A 14,118-nucleotide genomic window follows, 5' to 3' on the forward strand; every position below is an offset into this window, starting at 1 on the left:
CCCGCTAAGCTGATATTTGGCAGGGGTGGCCTCAGCGCGCCTATCGCGCGGCCACGTGCCCGGCGCGACCTTTCGCGGGGCCGATCCTCGTTCTTCCGCCTCGCTCCAGGAGGGCGTTCCGAGCCCGGACAGCCGGATAAGGAGTCAGAGTCGTGAAGAAACTGATCAACGCGCCCGACGACGTGCTCACCGATGCGCTCATCGGGTTCGGGGCCGCGTACCCGGAGCTCACCGTCAACCTCGAGGACCGGTACATCACCCGCGGACCGACGGCGGGCAAAGTGGGCCTCGTCTCCGGCGGCGGCTCCGGCCACGAACCGCTGCACGGCGGTTTCGTCGGCTACGGCATGCTCGACGCCGCCTGCCCGGGTGAGGTGTTCACCTCGCCGGTGCCCGACCAGCTCCTGGCCGCCACGAAGGCGGTCAACGGCGGCGCCGGCGTGCTGCACATCGTGAAGAACTACACGGGCGACGTGCTCAACTTCCAGATGGCCGCCGAGCTGGCCGGCGACGACGGTCTCCAGGTCGAGTCGGTGCTGGTCAACGACGACGTCGCGGTGGAGAACAGCACCTACACCGCGGGCCGGCGCGGCACCGGCGGCACGGTGTTCGTCGAGAAGATCGTGGGTGCGGCCGCCGAGCGCGGTGCCGACCTGGCCACCTGCGCGGCGATCGGGCGCGAGGTCAACGACCGGTCCCGTTCGTTCGGCGTGGCACTGACGGCCAACGTCATCCCGGCCACCGGCAGTCCGGGCTTCGAGCTGGGCGACAACGAGATCGAGATCGGCGTGGGCATCCACGGCGAGCCGGGCCGGGCCCGGGGTCCGATGTCCACCGCCCGGGAGGTCGCCGCCATCGCGCTGGAGGCGATCCACGCCGACATGCCGCTCGACGACGAAGTGATGGTGATGGTCAACGGCCTGGGCGGCACTCCGCTGATCGAGCTGTACGTGGTCTACGCCGCGGTCGCCGACTGGCTGAAGGCGCACGGCGGCATCATCACCCGCAACCTGGTCGGCGACTACATCACCAGCCTGGAGATGGCCGGCTGCTCGATCACGGTGTGCCGGATGACGCCCGACCTCACCGACCTGTGGGACGCACCGGTGCAGACGCCGGCGCTGCGCTGGGGCCGTTGATGGACACCAGCGCGTTCCGCGCGTGGGTGCACGAGTCGGCCCGGCTGATCACGGCGGAGGCCGAGGAGCTGACCCGGCTCGACGCGGCGATCGGCGACGGCGACCACGGCATCAACCTGCGCCGCGGATTCCAGGCGGCGGACGAGATGCTCGACAAGGCCGAGGCCGAGACGCCGGGCGCGGTGCTCCAGACGGTCGGCCGGGCGCTGATCAGCAAGACCGGCGGCGCGTCCGGCCCGCTCTACGGCACCGCGTTCCGCCAGGCCGGCAAGTCCCTGGCCGACGCGACCGAGGTCGACGTGGCGCGGCTGGGTTCGTCGCTGGAGGCGGCGTTCAACGGGATCCAGCAGCTCGGCGCCGCGCACGAGGGCGACAAGACGATGCTCGACGCGCTCGGTCCGGCGGTCACCGCCTACCAGGTGGCCGCCGAGGGTGGCGCCGACCTCGTCGGTGCCACCCGGGCGGCCGCGGAGGCCGCCGAGCGCGGCTTGCAGGAGACCGTGCCGATGCTGGCCCGCAAGGGGCGGGCCAGCTACCTCGGCGAGCGCACCATCGGTCACCAGGACCCGGGCGCGGCATCCACGGTGCTGATCCTGCGGGCCCTGGCCACGGTGGCCGCCGGCGAGGCGACGTGACGGCGGTCGCGCACCGGTGGACCGGGCAAGGGGTCGCGCCGGGCGCCGCCGTCGCCGGTTCGTGGCGCGCGGACCGACCGGTCCCCGCGCTCACCGTCCACATCGGTCCCGACGAGGTGGAGGCGGCGTTCGCCGCGGTCGCCGCCGACCTCGACCGGGTGGCGGAGCAGGTGCGCGCGCAGGGCCGCACGGCGGCCGCCGACATCGTCGCGGTCGGCGCGCTGATCGCCGCCGACCCGGACCTGGTGGACTCGGCCAAACAGGCGGCCGGGACCGCGCAGCCGTTGCCGGCGGTACGCGACGCCGTCGAGGGCTACGCCACCGTGCTGGACTCCCTGGACGACGAAGCGCTGCGGCAGCGGGCGGCCGACGTGCGCCAGGTCGGTCGCCGGGTGGTGGAACGGCTGGCGTACGGGGGAGTCGGCCGGGACGCGCCCGCCGAACGGTTCGTGCTGGTCGCCGCCGAGCTGGGCCCGGCCGACCTGATCGAGCACCTCGGCGCCGGCCTGGTCGGCGCGGTCGCCGTGCGCGGCGGCGCCAACTCGCACGCGGCCATCGTCGCCCGCTCGGTCGGGCTGCCGCTGGTCATGGGCGTCGACGCGGAGGTGCTGGACCTGCCGGACGCGACCGACCTGCTGGTCGACGCCGACGCCGGCGCGGTGGTCGCGGAGCCCTCGGCCGCCGAGGTGGCCAGCACGGAGGCGGCGTCGGCCCGCGAGGTCGAGCGCCGCGACCGGCTCGCCGCCGAGCGCGGCCTGCCGCACGTGACCGCCGACGACCAGCCGTTCGGCCTGTACGCCAACGTATCGTCCGATGTGGAGGTGCGGCTGGCACTGGACAGCGGTGCGATCGGCAGCGGCCTGGTCCGCACCGAGCTGCAGTTCCTCGAGGCCGACCGCTGGCCCACCGAGGCCGACCACCGGCGCGCGCTGGCACCGCTGCTCGCCGAGGCGAGCGGGCGGCCCGTCACGGTGCGGCTGCTCGACTTCGCCAACGACAAGATCCCCCCGTTCCTGTCACCGCCCGCCGGGCTGCCGGTGCTGCTCGCCCACCCCGAGGCGGTGATCGCCCAGGTCCGGGCGATCCTGGACCTCGGTCGCGACGTCGGCCTGCGGATCATGGTGCCGATGGTGTCGGACCCGTCGGAGATGGCACCCGTGCGGGCCGCGGTCGAGGCGTCCGCCGCGAACCTCGGCACGCCGGTGCCGCCGGTCGGCGCCATGGTCGAGACGGTGTCCGCCGTGCGCCAGATCGACGCCCTCTGCCAGGTCGCGGACTTCGTCTCGATCGGCAGCAACGACCTGACCTCCGAGGTGCTCGACCTGGACCGCGTCGACCCGCGGGCCCGCACGGAGCTGGCCGCCCACCCGCGCGTGCTGTCGTTGATCGGCAAGGTGGTCGACGCGGCCGTGGCAGCGGGACTGCCGCCGCTGACGGTGTGTGGCGACGCCGGCTCGCACCCGACGACGCTGCCGCTGCTGGTCGGTGCCGGCGTGCGGTCGGTCAGCGTGGCGGTGGCGCGGATCGACGAGACCCGCTGGCGGCTCCGCCGGCTGGACACCGAACAGTGCCGGGCGCTGTTCACCGACGCGCTGCGGCTGGGTGGCGCCGGCGATGTCGCCGAGTTGGTCGAGGAGCGGATCGAGGTGGTCATGCCATGACTGAAGGCCTTGGACTCGTGGGCATCGTGCTGGTCTCGCACAGCGAGGCGCTCGCCGAGGGCGCGGCCGACCTGGTCCGGCAGATCGCGGGCGGCGCGACCGTGGTGCCGGCCGGCGGCGCACCCGATGGCGGGCTGGGCACGAGCCCTGACAAGATCGAGGCCGCGATCGAGGACGCCGACGCGGGCTCGGGCGTGGTGCTGATCCCGGACCTTGGCAGCGCGGTGCTCAGCGCCCGGTCCGTGCTGGCCGACCTGGCCGGCGAGACCACCGCGCAGCTCGTCGACGCGCCGTTCGTGGAGGGCGCCGTCGCGGCCGCCGTGGCCGCGGGCACGGGCGCCGACCTGCCCGCGGTGATCGCGGCGGCCGAGGAGGCGCGCGATGCCGCCAAGTTCTGAGGACGATGTCGCGGAGCGCGTGGTCGTGCTGCCCAAACCGCTGCACGCCCGCCCGGCCGGCCAGCTCGCCCAGCTCGCGGGGCGGCACAAGGAGGCCACCATCCAGCTCGTCGCCGGTGAGAAGAAGGCCAACGCCCGGGGCGTGCTGGCCGTGATGGCGATGGGCGCGGTAACCGGCACCGAGGTCACGGTGACGGTCACGGGCCCCGGCGCGGAAGCGGTCGCGGACGAGGCCGCCGACATCCTCACCGCGGCCGAAGCCGCCGACGCCTAGTGGGGGAGGGCGGCCGGGTTGACGGCGAGCAGGCCGCCGTCAACGCGGTACTCCGCGCCTGTGACGAACGACGCGCGGTCGCTGGCGAGGAAGGCGACGACCTCCGCCACCTCGGCGGCGCGGGCGACCCGGCCGAGCGGATGCGTGCGGCCCCAGGTGGCGACCGTCTCCTCCACCGTCGAGTCGCCCTTGTGGAGGTCGGCGGCCCCGCGCAGCATGGGCGTGTCGACCGAGCCCGGGCACACGGCGTTGACCCGGATGTTCTCCCCGGCGTGGTCCAGCGCCATCGAGCGGACCAGCGCGTTGATGCCGGCCTTGCTGACCGCGTACGCGGCGACGCCCTGCTGCGACACGTACGCCTGCACGGACGAGACGGCGACGATCGCGCCGCCGCCCCGGGCCCGTTGACGTCGAGCACCTCGGCCCAGAGCGCGTCGGAGGTCTCCTCGACCGTGCCGTAGCGCTGGACGCCGGCGCTGGTGACCACGATGTCGAGGCCGCCGAACCGGTCCACCGACCTGGCGACGAGCCCGTCCACCGCCGCCGGGTCGGTCACGTCGGTGACGGTGCCCCACGCACCCGTCCGCCCGGCCAGCTCGGCCACGGCGTCGGGTTCCCGTCCGCAGAAGGCCACCGCGGCGCCGCCGGACACCAGACGCTCGACCACGGCCGCGCCGATGCCCAGCGATCCGCCGGTGACCAGCGCCACCTTGCCGTCGAACTCACCCATCGAGAACCTCCATCGACCACGTGCGGCGAATTGTGCTCTGCGGCCCGGACGGCACCCAGGGTGCGGGCCGACCGCGTGTGCCCGGGTACCGTCGACCGACGGCGGTGGGTCGCCGCCTGAGCGAAGGAGAAGCGGCATGCGACTGATGCGGATCGGCCCGGCCGGCGCCGAGCGGCCCGTCCTGCTCGACGCGGCGGGTCAGCACTTCGACCTGAGCGGCGTCACCGCCGACATCGACCCGGCGTTCTTCGCCGGTGACGGCGTCGAGCGGGTGCGCGCGGCGCACGCCGCCGGAACGCTGCCGGCGGTCGACGTCACGGGTCAGCGGATCGGCGCACCGATCGCCCGGCCGAGCGTGGTGCTCTGCATCGGGATGAACTACGCGGCGCACGCCGCCGAGTCGGGTGCGGCTCCGCCGGAGCAGCCGGTGATGTTCTACAAGGCCCCCAACACGGTCGTCGGCCCGGACGACGAGGTGCTGATCCCGCGCGCCTCGAAGGAGACCGACTGGGAGGTGGAGCTGGCGGTCGTGATCGGCCGCCGGGCCCGCTACCTGTCGTCGCCCGCGGAGGCGCTCTCCCACGTCGCGGGCTACGCGATCGCCAACGACGTCTCGGAGCGGGAGTTCCAGCTCCGCCAGAGCGGCGGCCAGTGGTCCAAGGGCAAGAGCTGCGAGACCTTCAACCCGCTCGGGCCGTGGCTGGTGACCGCCGACGAGATCGCGGACCCGCAGGCGCTGCGCCTGCGCTCGTGGGTCAACGGCCAGCCGCGCCAGGACTCGACGACGGCCGACATGATCTTCTCGGTGGCGACGCTGATCTACGAGCTGAGCCAGCTGACGGTGCTGGAGCCGGGCGACCTGCTCAACACCGGCACCCCGGAGGGCGTGGCCCTCTCGGGCCGCTTCCCTTATCTGGCGGCCGGTGACGTGGTCGAGCTCGAGATCGAGGGCCTGGGCCGGCAGCGCCAACTGGTCGGTCAAGCCTGACGCGCGTCAGCCGCCCGCGGGCCGGAAGAGTCCGAGTAGGACCCCGTACCGCGGGTGGTCGGTGCCCGCGTCCTGGGTCTCGTGCGCGATCGCGTTGAGGGTCTCGGTGATCCGCGCGGCCTGCTCGGGGCTCAGGCGCAGGTACCGCAGGACCAGCAGGGGTTCCTGCTCGGCGCCCGCGATCTCCTCGGCGATGGCCCGGAACGCCGTCGGCAGGTGCTCGGCGTAGTGCTCGCTGGGCAGGTGGACGGCTTGTGCCGTCCGCTCGTAGTACTGCTCGACGCCCCCGCGCACCCGCTGGGTTCCCGCCGGTCGGACCAGGTCCGCCGCCAGCAGCACCTTGAGATGGTGGGCGATGTTGCCCTTGCCCGTCGCCAGGGCGGCCGCGAGTTGGCTGATGGTGGCGGGTTTGTCGCCGAGCGCGAAGAGCATCCGGTGCCGCGTCGGGTGCGACAGCGCCTTGAAGTGTCGAGTCTCGAGCGTCTGTGCCGGTGGCCCGTTGGTCATCGCATCAGCGAAGCAGGGGCTTGACAAAGGGTCAAGAACTCTTGACTCTTTCGGTCATGGAGATCGTTGGGCAAGTCGTCGATCTGATGTCGAAGCACTACGTCTTCCCCGAGGTGGCGGACGAGGTGGTCGGGGTGCTCCAATCCGCCTCCTATCCGGCCGACAGTGTGGCCCTGGCCGACGCCGTCACGCGTGACCTCCAGTCCGTCAACGGCGACAAGCATCTGCGGTTGATCCACCACGCGGAACCGTTGCCGGCCGGGCACGGCGAGGACGACACCGACCTCGCCACGATGGCCGCCTGGGCCGACAGCACCGGCGGCGGCGTCGCCACCGTCCAGCGTCTCGACGGCGGCATCGCCCATCTCGACCTCAACCCGGTGCTGTTCCCGACCGTCGTCTCCGGCGACACGATGACGGCGGCGATGACCCTCGTCGCGACGGCCGACGCCCTGGTCCTCGACCTGCGCCACTGCCTCGGCGGCGAACCCTCGATGGTCACGTTCATCTGCAGCTACCTGTTGGGTGGCGAGCCGGTCGAGCTGAGCGGTCTCTTCGAACGCACCACCGGGCGCGTGACGCAAACCTGGACCCTGCCGTACGTGCCGGGCCGCCGCTTCGGCCCGGACAAGCCGGTCGCCGTGCTGATCAGCGGCACCACGTTCTCGGGCGGCGAACAGCTCGCCTACGACCTGCAGCAGACGGGCCGGGCCACCGTGGTCGGTCAACGCAGCCGCGGCGGCGCCCACCCCCGGCGCGGCTTCCGGATCGACGACCACCTGGAGCTGACCGTTCCGGTCGCCCGCTCGGTCTCCCCGATAACCGGCGGCAACTGGGAAGGCACGGGCGTGGTGCCCACCGTCGAGACCGCTCCCGACGACACCATGGCCGCGGCACTTCGCCTGCTCCGGGAACGGATCACGGCGGGTCGCTAGAAAAGCGTCAACGGCTCCACGGGTACGGGCTCCGGCAGGGGCCGCAGCGCGGGCACGCGGGCCCGGACCTCGTCGTGGAAGCGGCGGGCGAGGGCCGGGGCGTCGGCGTTGTCCGGCGTGTGGATGAAGACCGTCGGTGACCGACCCTCGCGCAGCCAACCGGCGGCGAGGTCGACCCACCGCTGCCAGCCGGCGACCGTCTCCGCGGTGGCGTCGCGGCCGAGGTAGCGGACGATCGGGAACTCGGTCAACAAGCGGGTGCGCAGCGGCATGCGCGGCTTCTTCATCCACGCCTCCCGCTCGGCGGCACTGGTCGGCAGGCGGTCGAAGAAGGCGGTGGTGTCGAACGGGATCCATTCGGCGCCGCCGAGCGCGCGCTCGAGCTCCGCGGTCGCGCGGGCGTCCGTGAAGAACGCCGGGTGTCGCACCTCGACCGCGTACCGGTGATCGGTCGGAAGTCGCCGCAGGAAGACCGCGAGGCTGCCGACGTCGGCCGGGGTGAACGAACCCGGGAGTTGGACCCACAGCGCGTGCGCGCGCGAACCGAGCGGCGAGATCGCGTCCAGGAACGCCCGCAATGGCGCCTCGACGTCGACGAGGCGGCGCTCGTGCGTGATCACCTTGGGCAGTTTGACGACGAACCGGAAGTCGGGGTCGGTTTGCCGCGCCCACGACTCCACGGTCTCCCGGGTCGGCGTCGCGTAGAAGGTCGTGTTGCCCTCGACCGCGTCGCACCAGCCCGCGTAGTGCCGCAACCGGTCCGGGGACTGCGGCGGCAGGAAGCGTCCGTGCCAGGACTTGAGCGTCCACATCGCGCAACCCACCTGAAGCCGCATGGTCCCTACGGTAGTCAGTCGCCGTCGGGGCCGTTCGTGGCCAGGAGGAGGCGCTTCGGGTCCGCGGAGACGTAGACCGCGCGGCCCTGTTGGCCCACGACCAGGCCCTGTGTGCGGAGCACGATCATCGCGCTGCCGACGGTCTGCCGGCTCACCTGGTATCTCGCGCACAGCTCGCGGCAGGTCGGGAGCGTGGCACCGGGCGCCAGCCGGCCACCGGCGATCTGTCGACGGATGTCGTCGACGATGTCCATGTAGCTCGGCCTGCGGCCCATCGCAGCCCTCCCATCACTGGTTACAATGGCTACTATCGCTGTGCGCATCAGTCCCGTCAAGGCCACGTTTCGGGGAGGTCAGGGTTCGGGGAGGTCAGGTGTCGTACCCGCCGCTGTCCCACGGCGCCGTGAAGGCCATGTAGTCGCCCGGTTCGAGGATGACCCACCAGCCGTCGTCCTCGTCCTCGGGCGGCTCGGGGATCAGGCCGAACGTCGTGCCGAACCGCTCGACGGCGAACGGCTCGACCTCGATGCGGGCGAAGGTCACGTCACCCAACTCGGCCAGCCGGGCGTCGTAGGTCTCTCGCGCGGCGACCTGGTCCATGCCGTCCCGCGGGCCGAACGCGTCGATCCTGGCTTCCACGAAGCGGCCGTCGGCGGCGAACAGGAACAGGGCGACGAACTCCGCCCCGCCGCCGTCGTCCCCCGCCGGCTCGAACGGTGTGGTGAGGAAGAACTGCCGTCCGTCGGCGGTGTGGCCGACGTGCTCGGCGTGGTAGTCGTCGTGGTCGATGGCGATGCGGGTGGGTGGCCCATCGGTCATCGCGACATCATCCACGGCGCGCGGCGGGGGATCTGTCCCGAGCCCCCGCCGCGCGAAACCGTCACAGTGCGGTGCAGGTCAGGGTCGGGTTCGGCGCCGCCCCGTTGGCCTGGAAGCCGAACTCGGTGGCCACGCCGGCCGCCAAGCGGCCGTTGTAGCTGACGTTCGACACCTGCGTCCCGCTGCCGGAGCCGCTGAACGTGCCGTTCCACGAGTTGACGATCGTGGACCCAGCCGGCAGCGGCAGGCCGACCCGCCAGCCGTTGATGCCGGCGCTGCCGGCGGTGACGCGGACCGCGGCCACGTACCCCTGCTGCCAGGAGCTCGTCACCCGGAACACCGCGGTGCAGCCGCCCGGACCCGGTGGCGGTGTGGTCGGCCCACCGGTGGGCGGGTTCGACGTCGGCGGGTTGGTCGGGCCGCCGCTGTTGAGCCCGAAGAACGCGATCGCCGCGGACGCCTGCACCGGCAGGTTGTGCGGGGTGTTGGCCATGCTGATCGCCTCGACCTGGCCGGAGCCGTAACGGGTCCGGGTCCACCCCGACTGCGGGCTGTCCGTCGACGTCGGCGTCTGGCTCACACCGTGGACGTTCGTCCACTGCTTGATCGCTTCGCCGAAGTTGACGTACGACAGGATCTCGTCGTTCGTGCCGTGCCAGAGCTGCACGCGCGGTCGCGAACCCGAATATCCCGGGTACGCGTTGCGGACCAGATCACCCCACTGTTGCGGCGTGCGGGTGAGCTGGCCTTGCGCGCACTGGCTGTTCCACTTGCTCGGCCCCGCGAAGCAGCCGAACGGCACCCCGGCGAAGGCGGCGCCGGCACGGAAGACGTCCGGGTACGCGCCGAGCAGGACGTTGGTCATCATCGCGCCGGACGAGACACCGGTGACGAACGTGCGGTTGGGGTCGGCGTTGAAGTTCTGCTGCACGTACCGCGTCATCGAGACGATGCTCAGCGAGTCGCCGCCGCCGTTGTGCGTCAGCGTCGCGGTCGAGGCGACGTCGAAGCAGCCGTCGCTGGCGGTGACGGAGGGGTAGACCACGATGAAGCCGTACTGGTCGGCGAGCCGGGCGAACTCGGTGCCGCTGTAGAACGCGGGCCCGCTGCCGGTGCAGTAGTGGACGGCGACCAGCAGCCCGGGCCGGGCGGCGACACGGTCGGGGACGTAGAGGTACATGCGCAGGTTGCCGGGGTTGGCACCGAAGTTCGTGACCTCGTTCAACGTCGCCGCCTTGGCGGGCGACGCCACGAGCAGCGTCGCCGCGACGACGGCGGCGGCCAACACGATCCAGAGGGCATGCAGTGCCTTGGGAAGCCTCATGTCGCTCCTGATTGGAGGGATGCGCGGACACGCGCACGAGCGCTGCCGTTGCCCTCCGGCAGATGACGACCGGCCGCGAACCGGTGTCGGCTCCCGCGTGCAGCCTAGGCGCCCGCGCGCCGGCAGACACGCGTTTTCGAAAGAGCCGCCGAGCCGCACCCGCTGCTCGTCGACGAGCTCGCACAGGGTCTCGGCTACTGGGCGGCGCGCTACCAGACCGTGCCCGGCGACCCCCGGCTCGTGGGCGGCTCCGATTCGGTCGCGGCCCTGCGCGGCCTGCCTCGGCTGGACCCGGCGATACCGTCCGAGGGCCTCGGCATCGGCGGCCGGCTGGTGTCGCTGCGCCGGCTCGCCGGCTTCGCCGATGCGTTGTCCGAGACGCTCGGCGCCCGCGCGGTCGAGCACGACGACGAACACGTCATCAAGCTGACCGAGGCCGCGCGGCGCGAGTACGCGCGCACCAATGACGTCACCCTGCTCGTCGCGGCGGACCGCTTCCGGGACCGGTTGTCCTAGTCGGCGAGTTGGCGCAGGGCCGTGTCGCGGGCGGTTGCCGCCTGGTTTGCCAGGGCGCGGGTCTGTGGGTCCGTGCCGGCCTCCTGCTCGTCCTGGGCCAGGCGGTGGCTCTGCTCAAGATAGCCAGCGAGCTGTTCGCGGACCGCCTTGTCGAACGGCGGGCCGGAGAGTTTCGCCGCCTCGGCCACCGCGTCCGTGGGCACCAGGCCCGGCATCAGCATGCCCTCGTGCGGGTTCTGCGCCGGCAGGCCGGCCTGGGCGTGCAGGCTCAGCAAGGTGGTCAGCTCGGCGGTGGCGGCGGCCTGCACCTGCGCGCTCAACTCCGTCAGGGCCGGGTCGTCGCTGCGGGTCGGCACCAGGGCCACCAGCGGCAGGACCTGGTTGTTCATCGCGATGTTGATCTCGATCCAGGCCAGGTCGGTGCCGCCGAAGGTGGTGGCGGTGGTCGTGGTCGCCGTCGTGGGCACCACGGCCGGGGGAGCGGGCGCCTCGTCCGCGCATCCGGCGGCGGCCGGCAGGAGCGCCGCCGCGACGAGCAGCGCCGCGAATCGTGTTCTCAACCGTGCCTCGCTTCGTGGAGTATGCGTATCGAATGCCGGTGGATCAACTGGCGAAGAAACGCGCGGGACCGTGCGCCGGATAACAATTCTTCGGCCGATCGCCCGGATAACAGGAAATCGGGAAACCGAGGGAAGTTTCACGGACCACTCCCGGTTCTCGGCTCGGATTTGTAGGTTCGGTCGCCGTGCGACTCGCGGTCAAGACGGTGGCAGCCCTCAGCCTGCTCGCCGTGGTCATGCTCTGGCTCGGTGGACGTGACACCGCTCCGGTCGGCGCTGCGGCGTACGGCCGGCTCGCCGCGCTCGTCTGCACCGACCTCCTGCTGCTCCAGGTGCTGCTGATGGCCCGCATCCCGTGGGTCGAAGGGGCGTTCGGGCAGGACACGCTGGCCCGCTGGCATCGGTGGACCGGCGTGACCTCGTTCGTGCTGCTGCTCGCGCACGTGGCCCTGGCCCTCGGCGGCGACCCGCTCACGCGGTTGTGGCGGTTGCTCTCGGCGTACAAGACGATGGTCCTGGCCATGGTGGCCCTGGCCGCCCTGGTGCTGGTCGTGGCGACCTCGGCCAGGTCGGTGCGCCGCCGCATGCGCTACGAGGCCTGGCACCTGCTGCACCTCTACGCCTACCTGGGCATCGGCCTCGCGGTGCCGCACGAACTGTTGCTGGGCAGCGACTTCCAGCACCCGGCGGCGCAGTTCGCGGGTTGGTCCGCCTACGTCGCGGTGGCCGGCGCGGTGCTGGTCTTCCGGATCGGACTGCCGGTCTGGCGCACCGTGCGGCACCGGCTGGTGGTCGACCGGGTCCACCCGGAGGCGCCCGGTCTGGTCTCGGTCTACCTGCGCGGCCGGCGGCTGGACCGGCTTCCGGCGCGGGCCGGGCAGTTCTTCGTGTGGCGGTTCCTGGACGGGGAGGGTGCGCTGCGCGGCAACCCGTTCTCGCTGTCGGGTCCGCCGCGCCGGGAGGGTCTGCGGATCACCGTGAAGACGGTCGGGGACGGCAGCGCCCGGGTGGCCGCCCTGCGGCCCGGGACCCGGGTGCTGATCGAGGGACCGTACGGGCGGATGACCGCGGCCACCTACAGCGGCGGGCCGATCACCATGCTCGGCTGCGGTGTCGGTGTGACCCCGCTGCTGGCCCTGCTCTGGGACCTGCCGTACGGGCACGGAAAGGCGACACTCGTCTACCGCACGAGGCATGCGCACGACGTGGCCTTCCTGGGTGAGCTGAGGTGGCTGGCCCGCAACCGGGGCGTACGCCTCGTGCTGTTGGTCGGCCCCCGGGCCGCGGCCGACTCGTGGCTGCCGGCCGAGTACGCCGAGTACACCGACGCCGAGGCCCTGCGCGAGCTGGCACCGGACATCGCCGACCACGACGTCTACGTCTGCGGCCCGGACGCGTGGACCGCCGCGGTCCTGCGCTCCGCCCGCGGGGCCGGCGTGGCTCCCGGCCGGCTGCACCGGGAGCGCTTCGCCTGGTGAGGCCCTAGTTCTGGTAGCCGTCGTTGTCGCACTGACGGCGCTGGAGGACGCAGTTCTTGGTGCGCTTGTTCATCGCGTCGGTGTCCCACACCAGGAACGCGTCGCCGTGCATCGAGGAGGCGGTCCGGCCCGTCGGGTCCGACGACAGGTAGTAGCCCTGCGTGGTGCCCTTCACGCCGTACTGGATGTCGAAGGTGAGCGACGGGATACGCACCGGGTGGGAGGCCGGGCAGCCCTTGTCGGTCCCGTAGGCGACGTGCTTCTTGTGGTCGGGGCTGTCGAGGTTCTTGCCGTCCCAGCAGTCCGGGTACTGCAGCATGTAGTGCAGCGTGGCGTAGCTGTTCGGGTCGCAGATCGGCCAGTTGCCGTTGCTGCTGCGGGCCACGCCGTCGAGGTCGCCGGGGCCGTAGAAGGCGCAGTAGAACTGACCGTGTGCGCCGCGCGGCGTCGGCACCCGCTTCTTCGCGTCGCCGGCGATCATGCGCAGTCCGGTGGGTATCGGCATCATCCCGGTCGAGTTGTTGCGGATGGACCGGTAGTAGACCCGGAAGCCGGTGGGCTCGACCGGCTTCTTCGTGGCGGCGTCGTAGAGCGTCGGCACCCAGTACGACGAGTGGTCGAGCACCGGCTTGCAGGTGGTGGCGGTGAACCTGGTCAGGTCACCGGTCGTCGTGTCGGCGTCGACCGCCTTGTTGCCGAAGAACGAGTGCATGTGGGAGGCGCCCGCGAGCCCCGGGAAGACGATCGGGTCGTCGGCGAGCCGGTGGCTGTAGGTGCAGTCGGCCCGGAACTCGGGGATGTCGGCCACGCCGGCCGGCACCGGGTCGGTCTTGCGGGCCTGGTAGGCCGCCACCTGCTTCTGCCAGGCCGCCTGGTCGACCGGGATCCAGCCACCCTTGGGGGTCGCCTGCTGCGGCGCGGCCGGCGGCGGGTTCTTCGAGGCCTTGGCCGAGGCGGTGGGCTTCGCGGTCGGCTTCGGCGTCGACGTCGGCGCGCCGGCGGCACCCGCGCCGGCCGCGGTCGCCGGCACGGTCTGTGCGGCGTTGGTCGTCGGCGCAGGGCCGGCAGCCAGGGCACCGGTCAGGTGGACCGCGGTCGCCGCGACCGCCACCGCCGCCACGGTCAGGCTGCCCCAGAGGACGGCCCGACCCTTGGGCACCGCCGAGTACGACACGATCACTCCTACGTGCTGATCGGAACAGATGGCATCGCAGCGTAGGCACCTTGTCGCGGGTACTCCTATGCTCTTAAGAATCTCCTAAAGACTTGTTGTCCGTCCGGCGGCGATAACAGTTTTTCCCTGCGATTTTCGGCCCTT

General features: G+C 72.2%; 16 protein-coding genes and 1 pseudogene. 9 read left to right on the top strand and 8 right to left on the bottom strand.

The genetic code is table 11. The annotated features are described in order from the left end of the window. The first annotated feature begins 152 nt into the window (after positions 1-152). Genes dhaK through Air01nite_RS26455 form a run of 5 tightly spaced genes read left to right on the top strand, consistent with a single transcriptional unit; the run spans position 153 to position 4,107 of the window. On the top strand, positions 153-1,139 hold the full coding sequence (gene dhaK, locus Air01nite_RS26435; protein ID WP_203706015.1) for a dihydroxyacetone kinase subunit DhaK: 987 nt from the start codon (positions 153-155) through the stop codon (positions 1,137-1,139). After that, the gene (dhaL, locus tag Air01nite_RS26440) at positions 1,139-1,774 is read left to right on the top strand and encodes a dihydroxyacetone kinase subunit DhaL (protein ID WP_203706016.1); all 636 of its coding nucleotides are present in this window, start codon (positions 1,139-1,141) and stop codon (positions 1,772-1,774) included. The genes dhaK and dhaL overlap by 1 nt, the downstream gene beginning before the upstream one ends. Beyond that, positions 1,771-3,435, top strand: a complete 1,665-nt coding sequence (locus Air01nite_RS26445) for a putative PEP-binding protein (RefSeq protein ID WP_203706017.1) — start codon at positions 1,771-1,773, stop codon at positions 3,433-3,435. The genes dhaL and Air01nite_RS26445 overlap by 4 nt, the downstream gene beginning before the upstream one ends. Continuing rightward, positions 3,432-3,833, top strand: coding sequence for a dihydroxyacetone kinase phosphoryl donor subunit DhaM (gene dhaM, locus Air01nite_RS26450; RefSeq protein ID WP_203706018.1), 402 nt, complete (start codon positions 3,432-3,434; stop codon positions 3,831-3,833). The genes Air01nite_RS26445 and dhaM overlap by 4 nt, the downstream gene beginning before the upstream one ends. Further along, entirely contained in the window at positions 3,817-4,107 is a 291-nt protein-coding gene (locus tag Air01nite_RS26455) for an HPr family phosphocarrier protein (protein ID WP_203706019.1), read from the top strand. The genes dhaM and Air01nite_RS26455 overlap by 17 nt, the downstream gene beginning before the upstream one ends. Here Air01nite_RS26455 and Air01nite_RS26460 read toward each other — a convergent pair. Then, positions 4,104-4,975 (bottom strand): annotated as a pseudogene (locus tag Air01nite_RS26460) (SDR family NAD(P)-dependent oxidoreductase). The gene Air01nite_RS26455 and the pseudogene Air01nite_RS26460 overlap by 4 nt on opposite strands. On the opposite strand from Air01nite_RS26460, the gene Air01nite_RS26465 reads away from it, so the two are divergent. Beyond that, a complete protein-coding gene (locus Air01nite_RS26465; RefSeq protein WP_203706020.1) occupies positions 4,974-5,825 on the top strand; it encodes a fumarylacetoacetate hydrolase family protein in 852 nt (283 codons plus the stop codon). The pseudogene Air01nite_RS26460 and the gene Air01nite_RS26465 sit on opposite strands and share 2 nt — an antisense overlap. A 6-nt stretch (positions 5,826-5,831) precedes the next feature. Here the strand turns inward: Air01nite_RS26465 and Air01nite_RS26470 are convergent, their stop codons facing one another. Continuing rightward, on the bottom strand, positions 5,832-6,332 hold the full coding sequence (locus tag Air01nite_RS26470) for an ArsR/SmtB family transcription factor (RefSeq protein WP_203706021.1): 501 nt from the start codon (positions 6,330-6,332) through the stop codon (positions 5,832-5,834). Between Air01nite_RS26470 and Air01nite_RS26475 the strand changes: the two genes are divergently transcribed. Continuing rightward, positions 6,317-7,267: a S41 family peptidase gene (locus Air01nite_RS26475; protein ID WP_275408311.1), complete on the top strand. Its 951-nt coding sequence runs from the start codon at positions 6,317-6,319 to the stop codon at positions 7,265-7,267. The two genes, Air01nite_RS26470 and Air01nite_RS26475, sit on opposite strands and share 16 nt — an antisense overlap. Here Air01nite_RS26475 and Air01nite_RS26480 read toward each other — a convergent pair. From Air01nite_RS26480 to Air01nite_RS26495, 4 genes are all read right to left on the bottom strand, one after another. After that, positions 7,264-8,079, bottom strand: coding sequence for a DUF72 domain-containing protein (locus Air01nite_RS26480; RefSeq protein WP_203706061.1), 816 nt, complete (start codon positions 8,077-8,079; stop codon positions 7,264-7,266). The two genes, Air01nite_RS26475 and Air01nite_RS26480, sit on opposite strands and share 4 nt — an antisense overlap. Before the next feature lie 38 nt (positions 8,080-8,117). Continuing rightward, positions 8,118-8,378, bottom strand: coding sequence for a winged helix-turn-helix domain-containing protein (locus Air01nite_RS26485; RefSeq protein ID WP_203706023.1), 261 nt, complete (start codon positions 8,376-8,378; stop codon positions 8,118-8,120). A gap of 94 nt (positions 8,379-8,472) precedes the next feature. Beyond that, positions 8,473-8,922 carry a hypothetical protein gene (locus tag Air01nite_RS26490; RefSeq protein ID WP_203706024.1) on the bottom strand — a complete coding sequence of 150 codons (450 nt, stop codon included), beginning with the start codon at positions 8,920-8,922 and terminating at the stop codon, positions 8,473-8,475. Positions 8,923-8,983: 61 nt separating this feature from the next. Beyond that, positions 8,984-10,246, bottom strand: coding sequence for an extracellular catalytic domain type 1 short-chain-length polyhydroxyalkanoate depolymerase (locus tag Air01nite_RS26495; RefSeq protein WP_203706025.1), 1,263 nt, complete (start codon positions 10,244-10,246; stop codon positions 8,984-8,986). A gap of 219 nt (positions 10,247-10,465) precedes the next feature. Here Air01nite_RS26495 and Air01nite_RS26500 point away from each other — a divergent pair, with 219 nt between their 5' ends. After that, complete coding sequence (locus tag Air01nite_RS26500; protein WP_203706026.1) at positions 10,466-10,762, top strand: hypothetical protein; 297 nt, start codon at positions 10,466-10,468, stop codon at positions 10,760-10,762. Here Air01nite_RS26500 and Air01nite_RS26505 read toward each other — a convergent pair. Beyond that, positions 10,759-11,322, bottom strand: a complete 564-nt coding sequence (locus Air01nite_RS26505) for a DUF305 domain-containing protein (RefSeq protein WP_203706027.1) — start codon at positions 11,320-11,322, stop codon at positions 10,759-10,761. The two genes, Air01nite_RS26500 and Air01nite_RS26505, sit on opposite strands and share 4 nt — an antisense overlap. Positions 11,323-11,507: 185 nt before the next feature. On the opposite strand from Air01nite_RS26505, the gene Air01nite_RS26510 reads away from it, so the two are divergent. Next, complete coding sequence (locus Air01nite_RS26510) at positions 11,508-12,800, top strand: ferredoxin reductase family protein (protein ID WP_239090985.1); 1,293 nt, start codon at positions 11,508-11,510, stop codon at positions 12,798-12,800. A gap of 4 nt (positions 12,801-12,804) precedes the next feature. Here Air01nite_RS26510 and Air01nite_RS26515 read toward each other — a convergent pair whose 3' ends face one another. Beyond that, positions 12,805-13,974 carry a DUF1996 domain-containing protein gene (locus tag Air01nite_RS26515; RefSeq protein WP_203706028.1) on the bottom strand — a complete coding sequence of 390 codons (1,170 nt, stop codon included), beginning with the start codon at positions 13,972-13,974 and terminating at the stop codon, positions 12,805-12,807. Positions 13,975-14,118: the final 144 nt, after the last annotated feature.

It is taken from the genome of Asanoa iriomotensis (assembly GCF_016862515.1).
GTDB lineage: Bacteria > Actinomycetota > Actinomycetes > Mycobacteriales > Micromonosporaceae > Asanoa > Asanoa iriomotensis.